Source organism: Cellulosimicrobium cellulans (genome assembly GCF_016907755.1).
Taxonomy (GTDB): domain Bacteria; phylum Actinomycetota; class Actinomycetes; order Actinomycetales; family Cellulomonadaceae; genus Cellulosimicrobium; species Cellulosimicrobium cellulans_D.
The window spans coordinates 4,150,422-4,166,636 of the sequence record NZ_JAFBCN010000001.1 but is presented as its reverse complement, the minus strand read 5'-3'; the positions used below and the strand labels follow the sequence as shown (position 1 = coordinate 4,166,636).

The window sequence follows — 16,215 nt, the reverse complement described above, 5'->3', positions numbered from 1 at the left end:
ACGGCGACGTATCCTGCCGGGGGTTGCGCGGGCCGTCGTCGGCTCTCACGCGAACCCCGTCGCATGCCGCGCGGTGTGGTGTGCGCCACAGGGTGCAGGCAGTGGTGCGCGGTCGCGAATTCGCGGAATCCCGCGCATGTTGTGGACGCTCGTCCAGGTGGTTCTCAGACGCCTCCGGGGTCACGCGGGTGATTTACCCGTCCAGGACCGTGGGCCGTGTTGACGCCCGCCATCTCGCCGTGCAAGATAGTCCTCGACAGCGCGCATCGCCTGCCCCCTGCGCGGTGCGCGCTGTTTCATACTTCTCCGGGAGAACACCCCGGAATAGCTCGGAACGACGGCCTCGGAACACGAATTCTCGTGATCCGGGGCCGTTCGTCGTCTCGTCGTCAGTCGGCCGCGCGCAGGACCCGTCGGAGGGCGGCCCCGGCCCGCCGCCGCCCGGTGCACCGGGTCGCCGACCCTCCGGCGCGCCGCGCCGGGCCTCGCGAGGCGGACGGTTAGCGTCGGAGGGTGAATGCCGCAGCCCGCACCAGCTCAGCCGCCCGGAGCGTGGCCGATCCTGCTCGGCTGCCCGCGACCGCTCCCGGTGGGACCGACCAGCCCGACGCCGCGACGGACGACGGCGTGACAGCGTCCCGCCCCGTGCTCGTCCCCGAGCCCACGACGGCGGACCTCGTCGACGAGGCCGTCACGCGGTGGCGCGCGGGCCTCGTCGAGCTCGCCGGGGGCTCGTCGCTCGCCGACGTCTCGCTCCTCGGCGACGCCGTCGTCGACCTGACGGCCGCCCACCCCTCGGGCGTCGCCCAGCTCTTCGCCGGGCGGCCGACGCGGCTTTCGAACCTGTTCCGCGAGGGCGGGTCGCTGCCCGCCGCGCGGCGCCGCGCACGGGCCGTCGTGGTCCGCGCCGCCGAGCACGCCCAGCGCTACGGCGTCGCGCCCACATACCTGGCGATCGGGGTCGCGACCTGGACCCAGAGCCTCTCGGTGCCGCTGGCCGAGGACGACGTCGCGGTGCTCGCCCGGGTCGCGGGCCGCGCCCCCGCGACGGTCGTCCCGAGCGGGGACGACGACGTCGCGGGCCCCGGCGAGGCCGGATCCGGCACCCGCCCCGGTGACGGCGCGAGGGAGGACGAGCCCGCGCTCTCGGACGAGCGGGACGGGTCCGACGGCGTGCACGCCCCCGAAGCCGGCCGTCAGCCCCGGGGCGAGGTCGACGAGACCGAGCAGGAGCCGACGTCCCGGACGGTGCGCGCCCCCGTGCTCCTGCGTCCTCTGACCGTGACCCCGCGCGGGGACGGCGAGACCGACTACGAGCTGACCCTCGAGCCGACGGCCGAGATCAACCCGCTCCTCGCGCGCACGCTGCGCGCGCACGGCGCGCTCCTCGACCCGGTGACGCTCGCGCGCTCCACGTTCACCGGCGCGGGCTTCGACCCCGGCGACGCGACCCGTCGCATCGCCGCGCTCGGCCAGGCCGTGCTCGACGACTTCGACCTGACCCACCGCGTCCTCGTCGGCACGTTCGTGCACCCCGGGCAGGTCCTCGTCGACGACCTCGACGAGCTCGCGCCGGCGCTCGAGCGGCACGAGGTCGTCGCCGCGCTGGCCGGGGACGAGCGCTCGGCCGTCGCGCTGCGTGCCGAGCTGCCCGCGCCGCGCGTCGGCGACGCGGACCCGGTGCACGAGCGCGGCGCCGGCGACCTCGACCCGTCCCAGCGCCACGTCGTCGACGTGCTCGCGAGCGGTTCGCACCTCTTCGTCGACGCCCCGGCCGGGTCCGACGTCGCGGGCACGCTCGCGGCCGTCGTCGCCGAGGCCGCGGCGTCCGGGCGCCACGTGCTGTACGTCCCGGGCCACCGCCGGGCCGCGGACGCGCTCCTCGCGCGGCTCGACGAGCTGGGCCTGGGCGGCCTCGTGCTCGACGTCGTCCCCGAGCCGACGTGGCGCGAGACGGCGTCGCACCGACTCCTGTCCGCGATGGCCACCGAGCCCGAGCCGGGCGAGGACGAGGACCTCGCGCGCACGCGCGACGCGCTGCTCGGCGCGCGCGCCCGGCTCGCCGGGTACATCGAGGCGCTGCACCTCGTGCGCGACCCGTGGGGCGTGTCCGCCTACGACGCGCTCCAGGCGCTCGCCCGGCTCACCTCCGAGCGACCGGCCCCCGACACCCGGGTGCGCCTCACGACCGAGGTCGTGCTCGGCGTCGGGCCGCAGCGGGAGCGGATCGCAGCGGAGCTGCGCGAGGCCGCGCTGCTCGGCGCCTTCACCGCGCGCGCGACGTCGACCCCCTGGTACGGCGCCGCCCTCACCACGCCGCAGGAGGCCCACGACGCGCTCGTGCGCGTCGAGCGCCTGCGCACGCACACGCTCCCGCAGCTGCGCGCGCAGGTCGACCAGGTCGCCCAGCGCACCGGGCTGACGCCCGCGACGACGCTGCGCCAGTGGGGCGACCAGCTCACCATGCTCGGCGGCATGCGCGGCACGCTCGACGTGTTCCAGCCCCTCATCTTCGAGCGCACCGCGCAGGACATGGTCGAGGCGACCGCGACCAAGCAGTGGCGCGCGGAGCGCGGCATCGAGATGGGCTGGTTCGCCCGCCGACGGCTGCACCGCCAGGCGCGCGACATGGTCCGGCCCGGCGTCCGCGTGCCCGACCTGCACGCCGCGCTCGTCGAGGTGCAGGCGCAGCGCGCGGTCTGGCAGGAGCAGTGCCCGCGCGGCGGCTGGCCCGTGCTGCCCGAGGGGCTGTCCGCGATCGAGGACACGCACGAGGCCGTGCGCATCGACGTGGAGGAGCTCGAGCCCGCGCTCGACGGCACCCCCGGGGGCGGGGACCTCCTCGACGCCCCGCTCGACGCGCTCGCGACGCGCCTCGACGCGCTCGCCGAGGACGCCGAGTCCCTCGACTCCCTCCCCGCGCGGACCGCGATCCTGCGCCGGCTCACCGACCTCGGCCTCGGCGAGCTCCTCGCCGACCTCGCCGTGCGCCGCGTCGAGCCCGACTTCGTCGGCCCCGAGCTGGAGCTCGCATGGTGGAGCTCCGTGTTCGAGCAGGTGCTCGCGCAGGACCAGGCCCTGGCCGGTCAGGACGGCGCCGGCCTCGACGCGCTCGCGCGCCGGTTCCGCGACCTCGACCGCACGCACGTCGCGTCGCTGGCCGCGCCCGTCCGCGCGGCGGTCCGCGACCACCTCGGGACCGCGATGCGCGAGCACCGGGACGAGGCCGAGGACCTGTTCACCGAGCTGCTCGAAGGCCGCCTCGTGAGCCTTCGGGAGACGGCCGAGAAGCACCCCGCCGTGCTGCGGCGCCTGCGCCCCGTGCTCGTCGCCACGCCGACCCTCGTGCCGCACCTCGTCCCCGCGACGCGCACCGTCGACCTCGTCGTCCTCGACGCGATCGAGCACGCGCCCGTCGAGCTCGTGCTCTCCGCGCTCGCCCGCGGGCGGCAGGTCGTCGCGGTCGGCGACCCGCGCGCCGCCTCGACCGAGACCGTGCGAGAGCTCGCCGAGCTGCTGCCCACGGTCGAGCTCCTCGCCGACGGGTCGCGGCGCGACCCGTACGTCACGACCTTCCTCGCCGAGCACGGCTACGACGGCGTGCTGCGCCCCGCGCCCCTGCCCCGCGCCGAGGTCCTCGTCCAGCTCGACGTCGTCGACGGCGCCGGCATGCCCGACCCGACGTCCGGCGCGGTCGAGAGCACCCAGGCCGAGGTGGACCGCGTCGTGGAGGTCGCCATCGAGCACGCGCTCACGCGGCCCGACGAGTCCCTCGCGATCGTCACCGTCACGCCCCTGCACGCCGACCGCATCCGCGACGCCCTCCTCGTCGAGGTGCGCCAGAACCCCGCGCTCGCCAGCTTCTTCTCCGGTTCCCGCGCCGAACCCGTCGTCGTCGCCGACGTGTCCGGCGTCGCCGGGCTCGTGCGCGACACGATCGTCCTGTCCGTCGGGTTCGGCCGCACGCCGCACGGGCGGGTGCTCCACCGGTTCGGCATCCTCAACACCCCCGGGGCCGAGGCCATGCTGCTCGACTCCGTCGGCGCCACCCGCCGTCGCCTCCACGTCGTGTCGTGCTTCACCGCGGGCGACCTCGACCCGGAGCGGCTGCGCGGGGCCGGCGCCCGGCTGCTCGCCGAGGTCCTCGACCTCGCCGAGCAGCGCAGCGGCGCCGCCGACCAGGTGACCCTCGGCAACGGCGTCGACCTCGGCGGCAGCCCCGACCGGCTCGTGCTCGACCTCGCCGAGCGCCTCTGGCGCGCGGGCCTCGTCGTCGAGACCGACTACGGCATCGGCGACGGCGACCGCATCCCGCTCGTCGTCGGCCACCCCGACCTGCCCGGCGAGCTCCTCGTCGCCGTCCTCACCGACGACGCCGCGTACGTCGCCGAGCGCAGCGTGCGCGTGCGGGACCGGCAGGTGGCCGAACGCCTCGAGCGCATCGGGTGGACCGTCGCGCAGGTGTGGTCCGCCGCCGCGTTCCTCGACCCCGCCAAGGAGGCCGAGCGCATCCGGAGGGTCGTGCAGGCGGTGCGCGACGAGCGGCTCCCGGAGACCGGGGGCGTCGCGCAGACCGGAGGGGGCGACAGGATCGTCGTCGTGCCGGTGATCGACGACGACGAGCAGCACGGCGACGACGACCTCTGACTCTCGGCCGACCCGTTCGGGGTCGTCACCGTGGGCGCGGGGTCGGCGGGGGAGCGACTGCCCGCCTGGTCGGGTTGGGTGCGGGGTGGGAGGCGGCGCCGGGTCTACCATCCGCCGCTCGTTCCTCGCGGCTCCCGCCAGGCCCGCCACGACCCGGCGCCGCCTCCCACCCCGCCACGTCGTCACACCGTGGGCCGCGCTGCCGGCGATCACGCGTGCTGGTCGTTGTGCAGGTCTGCTTGTCGCGCGGCTCCTGTGTGTGGGGGGTCCTCGCGAGTCTCGTCGGCTTGGGCGGTGGTGGCTGACCTCTGACGCTCCTGCGGTGCGACGATGGAGGCGTGAGCACCGCGTCCGACCCGAGTCCTGACCGCACGCACGACGCGCCCGACGGCGCGGGGCGGCGTCGGCGGCCGCGGCGGGCCGTGCGGCGGGGGACGGAGAGCGAGGTCGTGTCCGGGGTGAGCGCCGACGAGCGGTCCGAGGGCTGGGGCGACGAGGCCGCGCCCGGACGTGGGGTCCGGGGCGAGAACGACGACCGCCTGCTCGGGGACGTCCCGCCGCACTACGGCCGGCACTGACCACGCACTACGCTTCCTGCGCTACGCGCTACGCGCTACGCGCTACGTGCCCTGCGCGTCGGCGCCCGGCGCCGGCACGACCACGGTCCGGACGGCGCCGAACCCGGGGTCGTTCCCCGCTCTCGGCGTGAGGTGAGGAGCGACCCCGGGTTCGTCCCGGGCGCGCCGCGCCGCGTGAGCTCAGGCGGCGGCGGGGTGGGACGTGCTCAGAAGCCGCGCGGCGGCGTGGGGCCGCCCGGTGCCGCGCCGCCGGGACCGCTGGCCGCCTGGGCGGCGAGGAGGTCGCGGATCTCCTGGAGGACGCGCACGTCCTCCGCCGGTGCCTCGGGCTCGGGCTCGACGTCCTGCTTGCGACGCTCGGCGAGCTTGTTCATCGGGAGGACGATGACGAAGTAGAGCGCGATCGCGATGATGAGGAACTGCAGGATCGCGTTGAGGATGCCGCCGACGGAGAGGACCGATGCCTCGATCCCGTCGTGGGCCGGCCGCAGCGTGATGTCCCACAGGTTCGAGATGTCCGGCTTGCCAAAGATGGCGCCGATGATCGGGTTGATCAGGTAGGTGACGATCGCGTCGACGAGCGAGGCGAACGCCGCCCCGATGACGACGCCGACCGCCAGGTCGATCGCGTTGCCTCGGAGCACGAACTCCTTGAATCCCTGGAACACGCCCTTCATGTGCTGCTTCCCTCTCAGGTCGGTGGTCCGCGTGGCGGCGGGGCCACGACAGGTGCGCACGCGATCCTCCCAACGCGGGTGCCGACGGGCAACGGCCTGGCCCGGCGGGTCGGGCACCGGCGTCCGGTTCACCCGTCGGCGCGCCGGCCACCTCGCCCGTCAGGGCACGAGGACGGCCGTGACGCTCGTCTGCCCGCTCACGGCGGCGAGCCGGACCGCCTCCTCGGGCCGGACGGCGACGAGCGTCACGGCGTCCGTGCCCGACCCGCCCGTGCCGAGCAGCCCGCCCCCGCCGTCGGGTTCGGGTGCCGGCACGACGACGGCAGCGCGGGCGAGGTAGGGGTCGGCGGCGACCGGGTCCTGGCCGTCGCCCGGCACGTCGGTGAGCGCCGTCGTGAGCGCCTGGTCACCGGCGGCGAGGAGGTCGACGCGGTCGCCCGGGCCGAGGAGGGCCGCGACACCGGGATCGAGCCGGACGGGTGCGACGACCGTGCCCGGGGGAGCCGCGGCGGCGAGCTCGCCGCCGGCGACGAGCGCGTCCTGCAGCAGGGTGCCCGCAGGCAGGGCGACGGTCGCGCGGCGCCCGAGCACGTCGTCGGGCCGTGCCGCCGAACCGGCCGGGACGAGCTCGGCGGACACGTGGTCCACGCGGAGGTCCGCCGCCGCCAGCACGGCGCCCGCCGGCACCTCGCGCGTGGTGACGACGGCCGGTGCGGTCGGCGGCGGGGGAGGGCGGAGCGCCCCGACGACCACGGAGGCCGCGACCCCGCAGCAGAGCGCGGCCACGACGAAGCGGGACCGCCACCACAACCCGCGCAGCAGCCGCCGTCGCGCGGGCGAGCGGTCAGGGCGCGGACGGGGATCCGGCGAGCGGGGGGAGCGGAGCATGGGCGCGACCGTAGCCGCGCTCCGGGCGACGGCGGGCGCCGGCCGGTGCGGACCTGTGGACGGAACGCGGCGTCGACGCCCGGACGGGCCGTCCGGAGCGGGCTGTGGTCGACCGACGTCGGAACGACCGTCGCGGACCCGCCCGCGGGGCGTCAGATCAGGAGGCGGTCGAGCTTCCGGACGAGGACGAGGTGCTGCTCGCGCCCCCGGACGTGCTGCTCGCGCCGGACGTCGCAGAGGAGGAGGCGGGCTTCGAGGCGGCAGGTGCCGTCGACGACTTCCCGCCCGAGCGCGAGTCCGTGCGGTAGAAGCCCGAGCCCTTGAACGTCACGCCGACAGAGGAGAACACCTTGCGCAGACGGCCCGAGCACTCGGGGCAGACCGTGAGGGCGTCGTCGCTGAACGACTGGTGGATGTCGAAGGCGTGACCGCAGGCGGTGCACGTGTACGCGTAGGTGGGCACGGGTTCTCCTCGTTCACGAGACGGCCGTCGGGCGGCCACCGGCGGGTCGGGATCGGGTCGGTCTCGGCCGGGTCGTCGGTGTCAACACCGCCTGGCACTCGAAACTTCCGAGTGCTAATCATACGCGGCCCGGCGCTCGCCCCCGGCCGGGTAGTCTCGCATCCGTGTCTGCGCACGAACCCACCGAGGCCCCCGCCGGTGACGCCGTCCCCGGTGCCGACCCCGCGACCCCGGTCGAGACCACGGCTCCGCCCCGCCGCCGTCGGTCCGGCCGTCGGCGCGTCCTGATCGGTGTGGCCGTGCTGCTCGTCCTCGCGCTCGTCGCGGGTGCCGCGTTCGTGGTCGTCACCGTGCGCCGACCGTTGCCGCAGACCTCCGGCCAGATCGAGGTCCCCGGGCTCGAGGGCCAGGTCACGGTGCTGCGCGACGCCCAGGGCGTGCCGCAGATCTACGCGGACACCCCCGAGGACCTGTTCCGTGCCCAGGGCTACGTCCAGGCGCAGGACCGCTTCTTCGAGATGGACTACCGCCGGCACGTCACCGCGGGCCGGCTCGCGGAGCTCGTGGGCGACAACCCCGACGCCATCGCCGCCGACACCGTGACGCGGACGTTCGGCTGGCGGCAGGTCGCCGAGGAGGAGTGGGACGTCGTCTCGCCCGAGACCAAGGCGTACCTCCAGGCCTACGCCGAGGGCGTCAACGCGTACCTCGAGAACCGCAGCCCGTCCGAGATCGCGATCGAGTACACCGTGCTCGGCCTCCAGGTCGACGTCGCGGAGCCCGAGCCCTGGGACCCCGTCGACTCGCTCGCCTGGCTCAAGGCGATGGCGTGGGACCTGCGCGGCAACTACGACGACGAGCTCGAGCGCGCGCTGTCGTACAGCACCCTCCAGGACACCGGGCGCGTCGCCGCGCTGTTCCCCGCCTACCCGTCCGACGTCAACGCGCCGATCCTCGACCCCGGCGAGCTCGACAACCCCCAGCAGGTCGCGCTCGAGCTCGGCCCCGAGGCCCGCGCCGAGTACGGCTCGGACCACCTCCGGAGCGCCCTCGAGGCCGCCGACCGCGCGCTCGACGCCGTCCCCGTGCTCATCGGGCGCGGCGAGGGCACAGGCTCCAACTCGTGGGTCGTCTCCGGCGACCACACCGCCAGCGGCAAGCCGATCCTCGCCAACGACCCGCACCTCGCACTCGGGGCCCCTGGGATCTGGGCGCAGGTCGGGCTGCACTGCAACGAGGTCGGGCCGCAGTGCGCGTTCGACGTCGCGGGCTTCTCGTTCGCCGGGTTCCCCGGCGTCATCATCGGCCACAACGCGCAGCTCGCGTGGGGCCTGACGAACATGGGCGCCGACGTCACCGACTTCTTCGTCGAGCGCGTGCGCGACGACACCTACCTGCGCGGCGACGAGTGGGTGCCGCTCGAGACCCGGACCGAGACGCTGCACGTCGCCGGCGGCGAGGACGTGGACCTCGAGATCCGCTCGACCGTGCACGGGCCGATCGTGTCCGAGGCGATCCCCGCGACCGAGACGGCCGTCGACACCCCCGCCCTCGACACCCGCCTGGGCGAGTACGCCGTCTCCCTCCAGTGGACCGCGCTCGAGCCGGGCCGTACCGCCGACGCGGTCTTCGCGTTCAACCTCGCCCAGGACGCCGACGACATGCAGGCCGCCGCGGCGCTCTTCGAGGTGCCCGCGCAGAACATCGTCTTCGCGACGGCGGACGGTCACATCGGCTACCAGGCGCCCGGCAAGATCCCCGTCCGCCAGGCGGTGCCCGACGCCGAGGTGCCCTCCGACGGCACGTGGCCGCGCGACGGCTCCGACGAGCGCTACGACTGGCAGGGCTACGTCCCGAGCGAGCAGATGCCGCGCGTCGTCGACCCGGCCGAGGGGTTCATCGTGGCCGCCAACCAGGCGGTCCTGCCCACCGGCGTCGCGCCGTTCCTCACCACCGACTGGGACTACGGCTACCGTTCGCAGCGCATCCGCCAGCTCCTCGAGGCCGAGATCTCCGCCGGACGACCCGTCGACGTCGACACGATGAACGAGATCCAGACCGACGACCGCAGCCCCTACGCCGAGGTGCTGGTACAGCCCCTCCTCGACCAGGAGATCGACGACAGCTTCGCCGCCGAGGGGCAGGCGCTCCTCGCGGACTGGGACTACCGGACCGACACCGACTCCGCCGCGGCCGCCTACTTCGCCGCCGTCTGGCGCAACCTGCTCCAGCTCACCTTCTGGGACGACCTGCCCGAGTCGGCGCTGCCGAACGGCGGGAGCCGCTGGCTCGCCGTCGTGCAGAACCTCCTCGAGAACCCGACCGACCCGTTCTGGGACGACCGCCAGACCGTCAGCGTCGTCGAGACGCGTGACGAGGTCCTCACCCAGGCGCTCGTCTCGGCCCGCCTCGACCTGACCGTCGAGCAGAGCAAGCAGCCCTCCGACTGGGCCTGGGGCAAGCTTCACGTGCTCGCGCTCGAGCACCCGATCCTCGGCGGCGAGTCCATCCCCGGCCCCGTCCGCAACTGGGTCAACCCCGACCCCGTCGGCATGCCCGGTGGCTCCTCGATCGTCAACGCGACCGCGTGGGACGCGGCCTCCGGGTCGTTCGACGTCACGGCAGGCCCGTCGATGCGGATGGTCGTCGACCTCGACGACCTCGACCGCTCCACCTGGGTCACCGTCACCGGTACCTCCGGCCACCCCGCGTCCACGCACTACTCCGACCAGCTCAAGACCTGGGCTCGCGGCGAGACCTACGACTGGCCGTTCTCCACGCAGGCGGTCGCCGACGCCAGCCAGGACGAGCTCACCCTCGTCCCGTAGTCCCCGGGTCGGTGCACGGCCCGCAGGGTCGGGTCCGCCGCCGTCGGTGGGTCCTGCTGCCCGCTGGGTCGGGTCCGCGGTGGGGTCGGACCGTGTGCTCGGACTGGCGCACCGTCACCTCGGTCGTGTGGGCGGGGGTTCTAGGAGTGCGCCTTTGACGGCCTTCGCACACGGTCCGACCCCACCGCTCTTCCTGCCCGTCGCCGCACGACCCGCGGCCCGGGTCCAGCGGTCGCGCTCGACCCGGGCGCGTGGTCGTGGCCCGGCCGAGATGCGAGTAGTGGCCCCTGCGGGCCTCGTCCTCGGGGCCACTTCTCGCTTCTCGTCACCATGCGCGGCTCGTGACGGGACGAGGCGACGTCGGGCGCGGGGCCGCCGAGCGTGAGAGCCGCGCTCCTCGAACCTACGGCCGAGAGATCTCGGCGACGGCGCGGCAGCCCGAGCGCATCACCCACCCCAACCCGACCCGCGGGCGGGCTGGCCTGAACCGACCGACCCGGCCCGACCGTGCGGGTCGTGGAGGTGGCCCGGGCGGCGGTGCTACGGGAGCCAGCGCCAGCCGAGGGGGGTCGCGACGGCGTCGACGGTCTTGTCGTGGGACTCGACCGGGAGCGGGCGGTCGGAGGCGTCGTAGACCTCCTCGGGGAAGACGACGGCGACGACCTTGGTCCCGGGGCTCAGGTGCTCGAGGGCGCGGTCGTACCAGCCGCCGCCCTGGCCGAGCCGGACGCCGCGCGAGTCGACGGCGAGCGCGGGGGCGACGACGACGTCGGCCTGGGCGATCGCCTCGGCGCCGAGCGGCGGCGTGCCGGGTTCGGGCGGTCGGCCGGGGGCGCGGACCTGGAGGTCGGCCGGGCCGTCGTACACGGCCCAGTCGCGCTGCAGGCCGGCGCCGAGCACCGGGAGCAGGACGCGTACGCCGCGCGCGGAGAGGCGTTCGAGCATCTCCGCGGTGCCGGGCTCCGCGGGGCGGGCGGCGTAGGTCGCGACGCACGTGGCGGTCGCGACCTCGGGGATGGTCGCGACGACGTCGGCGATGGCGGCGGCCGCTTCCTTGCGGAGCCGCTCGGACCGCGCCTGGCGGTTGGTGCGGATGGCCTTGCGGAGGATCTCCTTCGCGTCCTCGGCTTCGATGCTTCCGTGCAGGGGGTACGGCTGGACCGGGCCACTCATGTCCCTATTGTCACCCGGCTCGCGGTTCCGTGCGGACACGGCGCGGGTGACCTTCGGCCCTGGTGGGTCGGATCGGGTTCCGTGGACGGGCCCGGGGTGCCTATGATCGGGGAGAGCCAGTAGTTCGGACTCCTGACAAATGAGTCGTTGTCCGGCAGAGGTCGACCAGTGAGGACGCCATGACCGCGACGACGCCCGCGAAGCCCAGCGCCACGACCCCGCGACCGCGAGGGGGCGCGCACAGCCGGACCGCGAGGGCCGCCGTCGTGCTCGCCGCGGGGCACGACGCCGCGTCGCGCGAGCTCCTGTCCCGGCCGCTGGGCAGCGCGACGGTCGTCGAGCTGGCCGTGGCGAACGTGCGTCGCGTGGTCGACGCGAGCCGCATCGTCGTCGTCGTGGCGCCGGACGACCCGACCGTGCGCGAGCTGCTCGGCGAGGACGTCGTCTACGTGGAGCAGGAGGCGCCGCTCGGCACGGGCGACGCGGTCCTCGCCGCGCGCGGCGCGGTCGCGTCGGTGCTGGGGCTCGGGGTCGACGAGCCGGTGCTCGTCGCGTACGCGGACACGCCGTTGCTGCGCTCGGAGTCGCTCCTGGGCCTGCTCACGCGCCACACGCTCACGGGCGCCGACCTGTCGCTCCTCTCGGCCGTCGTGGACGACCCGGACGGCTACGGCCGCGTGGTCCGCGCCGAGGGCGAGATCGCGGCGATCCTCGAGTCGTCCGAGGCGGGCGGCGTCGCCGAGCCGCGCACGGAGATCAACGTCGGCGCCTACGTCGCGGCGCCGGGCCTGCTGTTCGGCGAGCTCGAGCGCATGGCGTCCGACGGCGAGCACCGGCTCACGGAGCTCGCTCGCCGCGTCATCGGCGCGGGGAAGCGGATCTCGTCGTACCGGATCGTCGACGTCGACGAGGTGCGCGGCATCAACACGCCGGACGAGCTCGCGCAGGCGGCGGACATCGTGCTCAAGCGCCTGTTCGTCCCGAAGAAGAACACGGACACCAAGATCGTGTTCGGCACGGGTGGCTGGCGCGCCGTCATCGGCGAGGGGTACACGCTCGCGAACGTGCGCCGGCTGTGCCAGGCGATCGCGAACGAGACGATCCGCCGCGGCCTCGACGGCAAGGGCGTCGTGATCGGGGGCGACCGTCGTTTCCTCTCGCGCGAGTCGGCCATCGCGGCGGCCGAGGTCTTCGCGGGCAACAACATCGCGGTCACGCTCCTGCCCGACGACGTCCCGACCCCGCTCGTGACGTTCGCCGCGCCCTACCTCGGGGCGGCCTACGGCATCATCGTCACGTCGAGCCACAACCCGCCCGAGTGGAACGGCATGAAGGTGTTCCGCCAGGACGGCTCGCTGCCGCTCGACGACGAGACGGACCGCTACCAGGACGAGGCCAACGCGCTGTCGGTCGACGACGTCATCACGCTCGACATCGACGTGGCGCGCCGCACGGGCGTCGTGGTCGACCGGTCGCTCACCGACCCCTACGTCGACGCGATCGAGAAGATCATCGACGTGGACGCGGTGCGCGGCTCGGACCTGCAGGTGATCGTCGACCCGATGTACGGCACGAGCCAGCTCACGCTCGGCACGATCCTGTCCGACATGCGGGTGCGCTCGGAGTTCATCCACGCGGCGCACAACCCGCTGTTCGGCGGGGTCGCCCCCGCGCCGGACCTGCAGCGCCTGAGCACGCTCGTGACGATGATCCAGCAGGGCGGGGGGCGCTACGACCTCGGCATGGCCACCGACGGCGACTCCGACCGCATCGGCATCGTCGACGAGACCGGCGAGTACATCTCGACGAACGACCTCCTCCTCCTCCTCTACTGGTACCTGCACGAGGTCCGCGGCGAGAAGGGCGGCGTCGTGCGCAACCTCGCGACGACGCACCTGCTCGACCGGCTCGCCGCCCACTTCGGCGAGGAGTCGCGCGAGGTCAAGGTCGGCTTCAAGCACGTCACGGCGGGCATGGAGGAGATCGGCGCCGTGCTCGGCGGCGAGTCGTCGGGCGGTCTGACGATCCGCGGCTGGATCCTCGGCAAGGACGGCATCTTCGCGTGCGCCCTGGTGGCCGAGATGCTGGCCCGCACGGGCAAGCGGATCTCGGAGCTGCGCGCGATGGTCTACGAGATCACGGGCCGCCTGTACACGCTCGAGGCGGGCGTGCCGGCGACGCCGGAGATGCGCGTCGAGGTGCCCCGACGCCTCGAGGCGGAGCCGCTCACGCACGTCGGCCCGTACCCCGTCGTCTCGGTCTCCCACCTCGACGGCACCAAGATCCTCCTCGAGAACGACAACTGGGCGCTCCTGCGGTTCTCCGGCACCGAGCCCGTCCTGCGCATGTTCGTCGAGGCGGACTCTCCCGAGAAGGCCGCCGAGCTCCTCGAGTGGCTCCAGGGGTTCGTCACCGCCGGCGTCTGACGGCGCCGAACCCTTCCCGCCCCCGCCCCACCCAGCCCCACCCCCCCCACGACAGGAACCAGAGCAACGATGCGCTACGGCCACTTCGACACCGCGCACGACGAGTACGTCGTCGAGCGCCCCGACGTCCCCGTCTCGTGGACGAACTACCTCGGCAGCAAGAACCTGTGCACCGTGCTGTCGCACACCGGCGGGGGGTACTCGTACTACAAGAGCTCGCAGTACGGCCGGATCACGCGCTTCCGGCAGAACGGCGTCCCGGTCGACCGGCCGGGCCACTACGTGTACCTGCGCGACGACGCGGACGGCGACTTCTGGTCGGTGTCGTGGCAGCCGGTCGGCAAGCCGTTCGTCGGCCCCGGTGAGGAGCTCGACCCGGCGGGCGGCGCGGGCCGGTGGACGACCCGGCACGGGCTCGGCTACTCGACGTTCCGCGCCGAGTACAAGGGCGTGGACGCCGAGCAGACGGTCTTCATCCCCGTGGACGACGACGTCGAGGTCTGGGACGTCCGGCTGACGAACACGACGGACGAGGTGCGCGAGCTCACCGTCGGGTCGTACGTGGAGTTCAGCTTCCACACGATCACGATCGACAACCAGAACCTGCAGATGTCGCTCTACGCGTCCGGGTCCTCCTACGAGGACGGGATCATCGAGTACGACTTCTACTACGAGCCGTGGACGTACCACTTCTTCGCGTCGAGCGAGACGCCGTCGTCGTACGACTCGCTGCGCGACAACTTCATCGGCCCGTACCGCTCCGAGGCGAACCCGATCGCGATCGAGCGCGGGCACGGGTCGAACGAGTCCGCGACGACGCAGAACCACTGCGGCTCGCTCCAGCACAAGATCACGCTCGCGCCGGGCGAGACCAAGCGCCTCGTCTACATGCTCGGCTACGGCTCGCGCGACGCGGCCGGTCGCGCGATCCAGGCGAAGTACTCGGACGTCGCGACGGTCGACGCCGAGCGCGCACGGCTCCGCGCGTTCTGGCGCGCCAAGCAGGACAAGCTGCGGATCCGCACGCCCCACGAGGGCATGAACACGATGATCAACTCGTGGACCCTCCTCCAGGCGGAGACCTGCGTGCAGTGGTCGCGCTTCGCGTCGTTCGTCGAGGTGGGCGGTCGCGCGGGCCTCGGCTACCGCGACACCGCGCAGGACGTCATGAGCGTCATCCACTCGAACCCGACGAAGACGCGCCAGCGCATCGTCGAGCTCCTGCGGGCGCAGACGGAGGCCGGGTACGGCCTGCACCTGTTCGACCCGAAGGCGTTCGACCCCGACGCCGAGAAGCTGCCCGACGTCCCGTCGCCGACGATCGTCCCGACCGTGGACCCGAAGGACCTCATCCACGGGCTCGAGGACACGTGCTCGGACGACCACCTGTGGCTCGTTCCCTCGGTCGTCGAGTACGTCAAGGAGACGGGTGACCGCTCGTTCCTCGACCTGGAGATCCCGTTCGCGGAGGGCACGCCGGCCACGGTCTACGACCACCTGGTCAAGGCGCTCGAGTTCTCCGCCGAGCAGGTGGGCCAGAACGGCGTCGCCCTCGGCCTGCGTGCCGACTGGAACGACTGCCTCAACCTCGGCGGCGGCGAGACGTCGCTCGTGACGTTCCTGCACGCATGGGCGATCGGCGCGTTCCTCGAGATCGCGGAGCCGCTCGCGGCGGCGGGCGACGAGCGGGCCGAGGCGGACGTCGCGCGCTTCACGGCGGAGCGCGAGCGCATCGCCAAGGTCGCGGACGCCCAGCTCTGGGACGGCCGCTGGTGGATCCGCGGCTACACGCGCGACGGCGTGAAGATCGGCTCGGCCGAGAACGAGGAGGGCAAGATCTTCCTCGAGCACCAGGCGTGGCCCGTCATCGCGGGCATCACGAGCCAGGAGCGCGGCGAGGCGTCGATGGACGCGGTGCGCGAGCTGCTCGGCTCCGAGTACGGCAACCACCTCAACTGGCCCGCGTTCACCAAGGTCGACGACACGGTCGGGTTCGTCACGCGCGTCTACCCGGGCATCAAGGAGAACGCCGCGATCTTCTCGCACCCCAACGCGTGGCCGATCATCGCCGAGGCGATGCTCGGGCGCGGCGACGAGGCCGTGCAGTTCTACGACGCGATCCTGCCGTACCACCAGAACGACAACATCGAGGTGCGCGGCGCGGAGCCGTACGCGTACGTCCAGTTCCTCTACGGCCGCGACCACGAGTGGTTCGGCAAGGCGCAGAACCCGTGGCTCACGGGCACGGCCGGCTGGATGTACACCGCGGTCACCAAGTACGTCCTCGGCGTGCGCCTCGCGCTCGACGGCCTGGTCGTCGACCCGTCGATCCCGACGGACTGGGACGGGTTCGAGGTGCGCCGCGAGTGGCGCGGCGCCGTCTACGACATCGAGGTCCGCAACCCGGACCACGTGTCGAAGGGCGTGCGCTCGGTGACGGTCGACGGCGTCGCGCACGACCCGGCGGCCCCGATCCCGCCGCTGCCCGAGGGCACCGAGGCGAAGGTCGTCGTCACGCTGGGCTGACCCACGGAC

At 73.8% G+C, this 16,215-nt stretch carries 9 protein-coding genes; 5 read left to right on the top strand and 4 right to left on the bottom strand.

Annotated features, from left to right (window positions below):
- Positions 1-552 precede the first annotated feature (552 nt).
- A complete protein-coding gene (locus JOE63_RS17995) occupies positions 553-4,647 on the top strand; it encodes a hypothetical protein (RefSeq protein ID WP_307840205.1) in 4,095 nt (1,364 codons plus the stop codon).
- A gap of 338 nt (positions 4,648-4,985) precedes the next feature.
- On the top strand, positions 4,986-5,225 hold the full coding sequence (locus JOE63_RS17990; protein ID WP_087469771.1) for a hypothetical protein: 240 nt from the start codon (positions 4,986-4,988) through the stop codon (positions 5,223-5,225).
- Between the two features lie 206 nt (positions 5,226-5,431).
- On the opposite strand, the gene mscL is transcribed toward JOE63_RS17990, so the two are convergent.
- The 3 genes from mscL to JOE63_RS17975 all read right to left on the bottom strand — a co-directional run bounded on the left by mscL (position 5,432) and on the right by JOE63_RS17975 (position 7,253).
- The gene (gene mscL, locus JOE63_RS17985; protein ID WP_239576750.1) at positions 5,432-5,902 is read right to left on the bottom strand and encodes a large conductance mechanosensitive channel protein MscL; all 471 of its coding nucleotides are present in this window, start codon (positions 5,900-5,902) and stop codon (positions 5,432-5,434) included.
- A 159-nt stretch (positions 5,903-6,061) separates the two neighbouring features.
- Positions 6,062-6,790, bottom strand: a complete 729-nt coding sequence (locus tag JOE63_RS17980) for an SAF domain-containing protein (RefSeq protein ID WP_204542887.1) — start codon at positions 6,788-6,790, stop codon at positions 6,062-6,064.
- Positions 6,791-6,947: 157 nt separating this feature from the next.
- Positions 6,948-7,253 (bottom strand): FmdB family zinc ribbon protein, encoded by a 306-nt coding sequence (locus tag JOE63_RS17975; protein WP_204542886.1) that lies wholly within the window; start codon positions 7,251-7,253, stop codon positions 6,948-6,950.
- Between the two features lie 284 nt (positions 7,254-7,537).
- On the opposite strand from JOE63_RS17975, the gene JOE63_RS17970 reads away from it, so the two are divergent.
- Positions 7,538-10,081 carry a penicillin acylase family protein gene (locus tag JOE63_RS17970; RefSeq protein WP_204543820.1) on the top strand — a complete coding sequence of 848 codons (2,544 nt, stop codon included), beginning with the start codon at positions 7,538-7,540 and terminating at the stop codon, positions 10,079-10,081.
- A 540-nt stretch (positions 10,082-10,621) separates the two neighbouring features.
- On the opposite strand, the gene JOE63_RS17965 is transcribed toward JOE63_RS17970, so the two are convergent.
- Positions 10,622-11,254, bottom strand: a complete 633-nt coding sequence (locus tag JOE63_RS17965) for a 5-formyltetrahydrofolate cyclo-ligase (RefSeq protein WP_087469767.1) — start codon at positions 11,252-11,254, stop codon at positions 10,622-10,624.
- 179 nt (positions 11,255-11,433) lie between these two features.
- Here JOE63_RS17965 and JOE63_RS17960 point away from each other — a divergent pair, with 179 nt between their 5' ends.
- Both JOE63_RS17960 and JOE63_RS17955 read left to right on the top strand, forming a co-directional pair.
- Positions 11,434-13,680 carry an NTP transferase domain-containing protein gene (locus tag JOE63_RS17960; protein ID WP_204542884.1) on the top strand — a complete coding sequence of 749 codons (2,247 nt, stop codon included), beginning with the start codon at positions 11,434-11,436 and terminating at the stop codon, positions 13,678-13,680.
- A gap of 69 nt (positions 13,681-13,749) precedes the next feature.
- Complete coding sequence (locus tag JOE63_RS17955; RefSeq protein WP_204542882.1) at positions 13,750-16,206, top strand: GH36-type glycosyl hydrolase domain-containing protein; 2,457 nt, start codon at positions 13,750-13,752, stop codon at positions 16,204-16,206.
- The last annotated feature ends 9 nt before the right edge of the window (positions 16,207-16,215 follow it).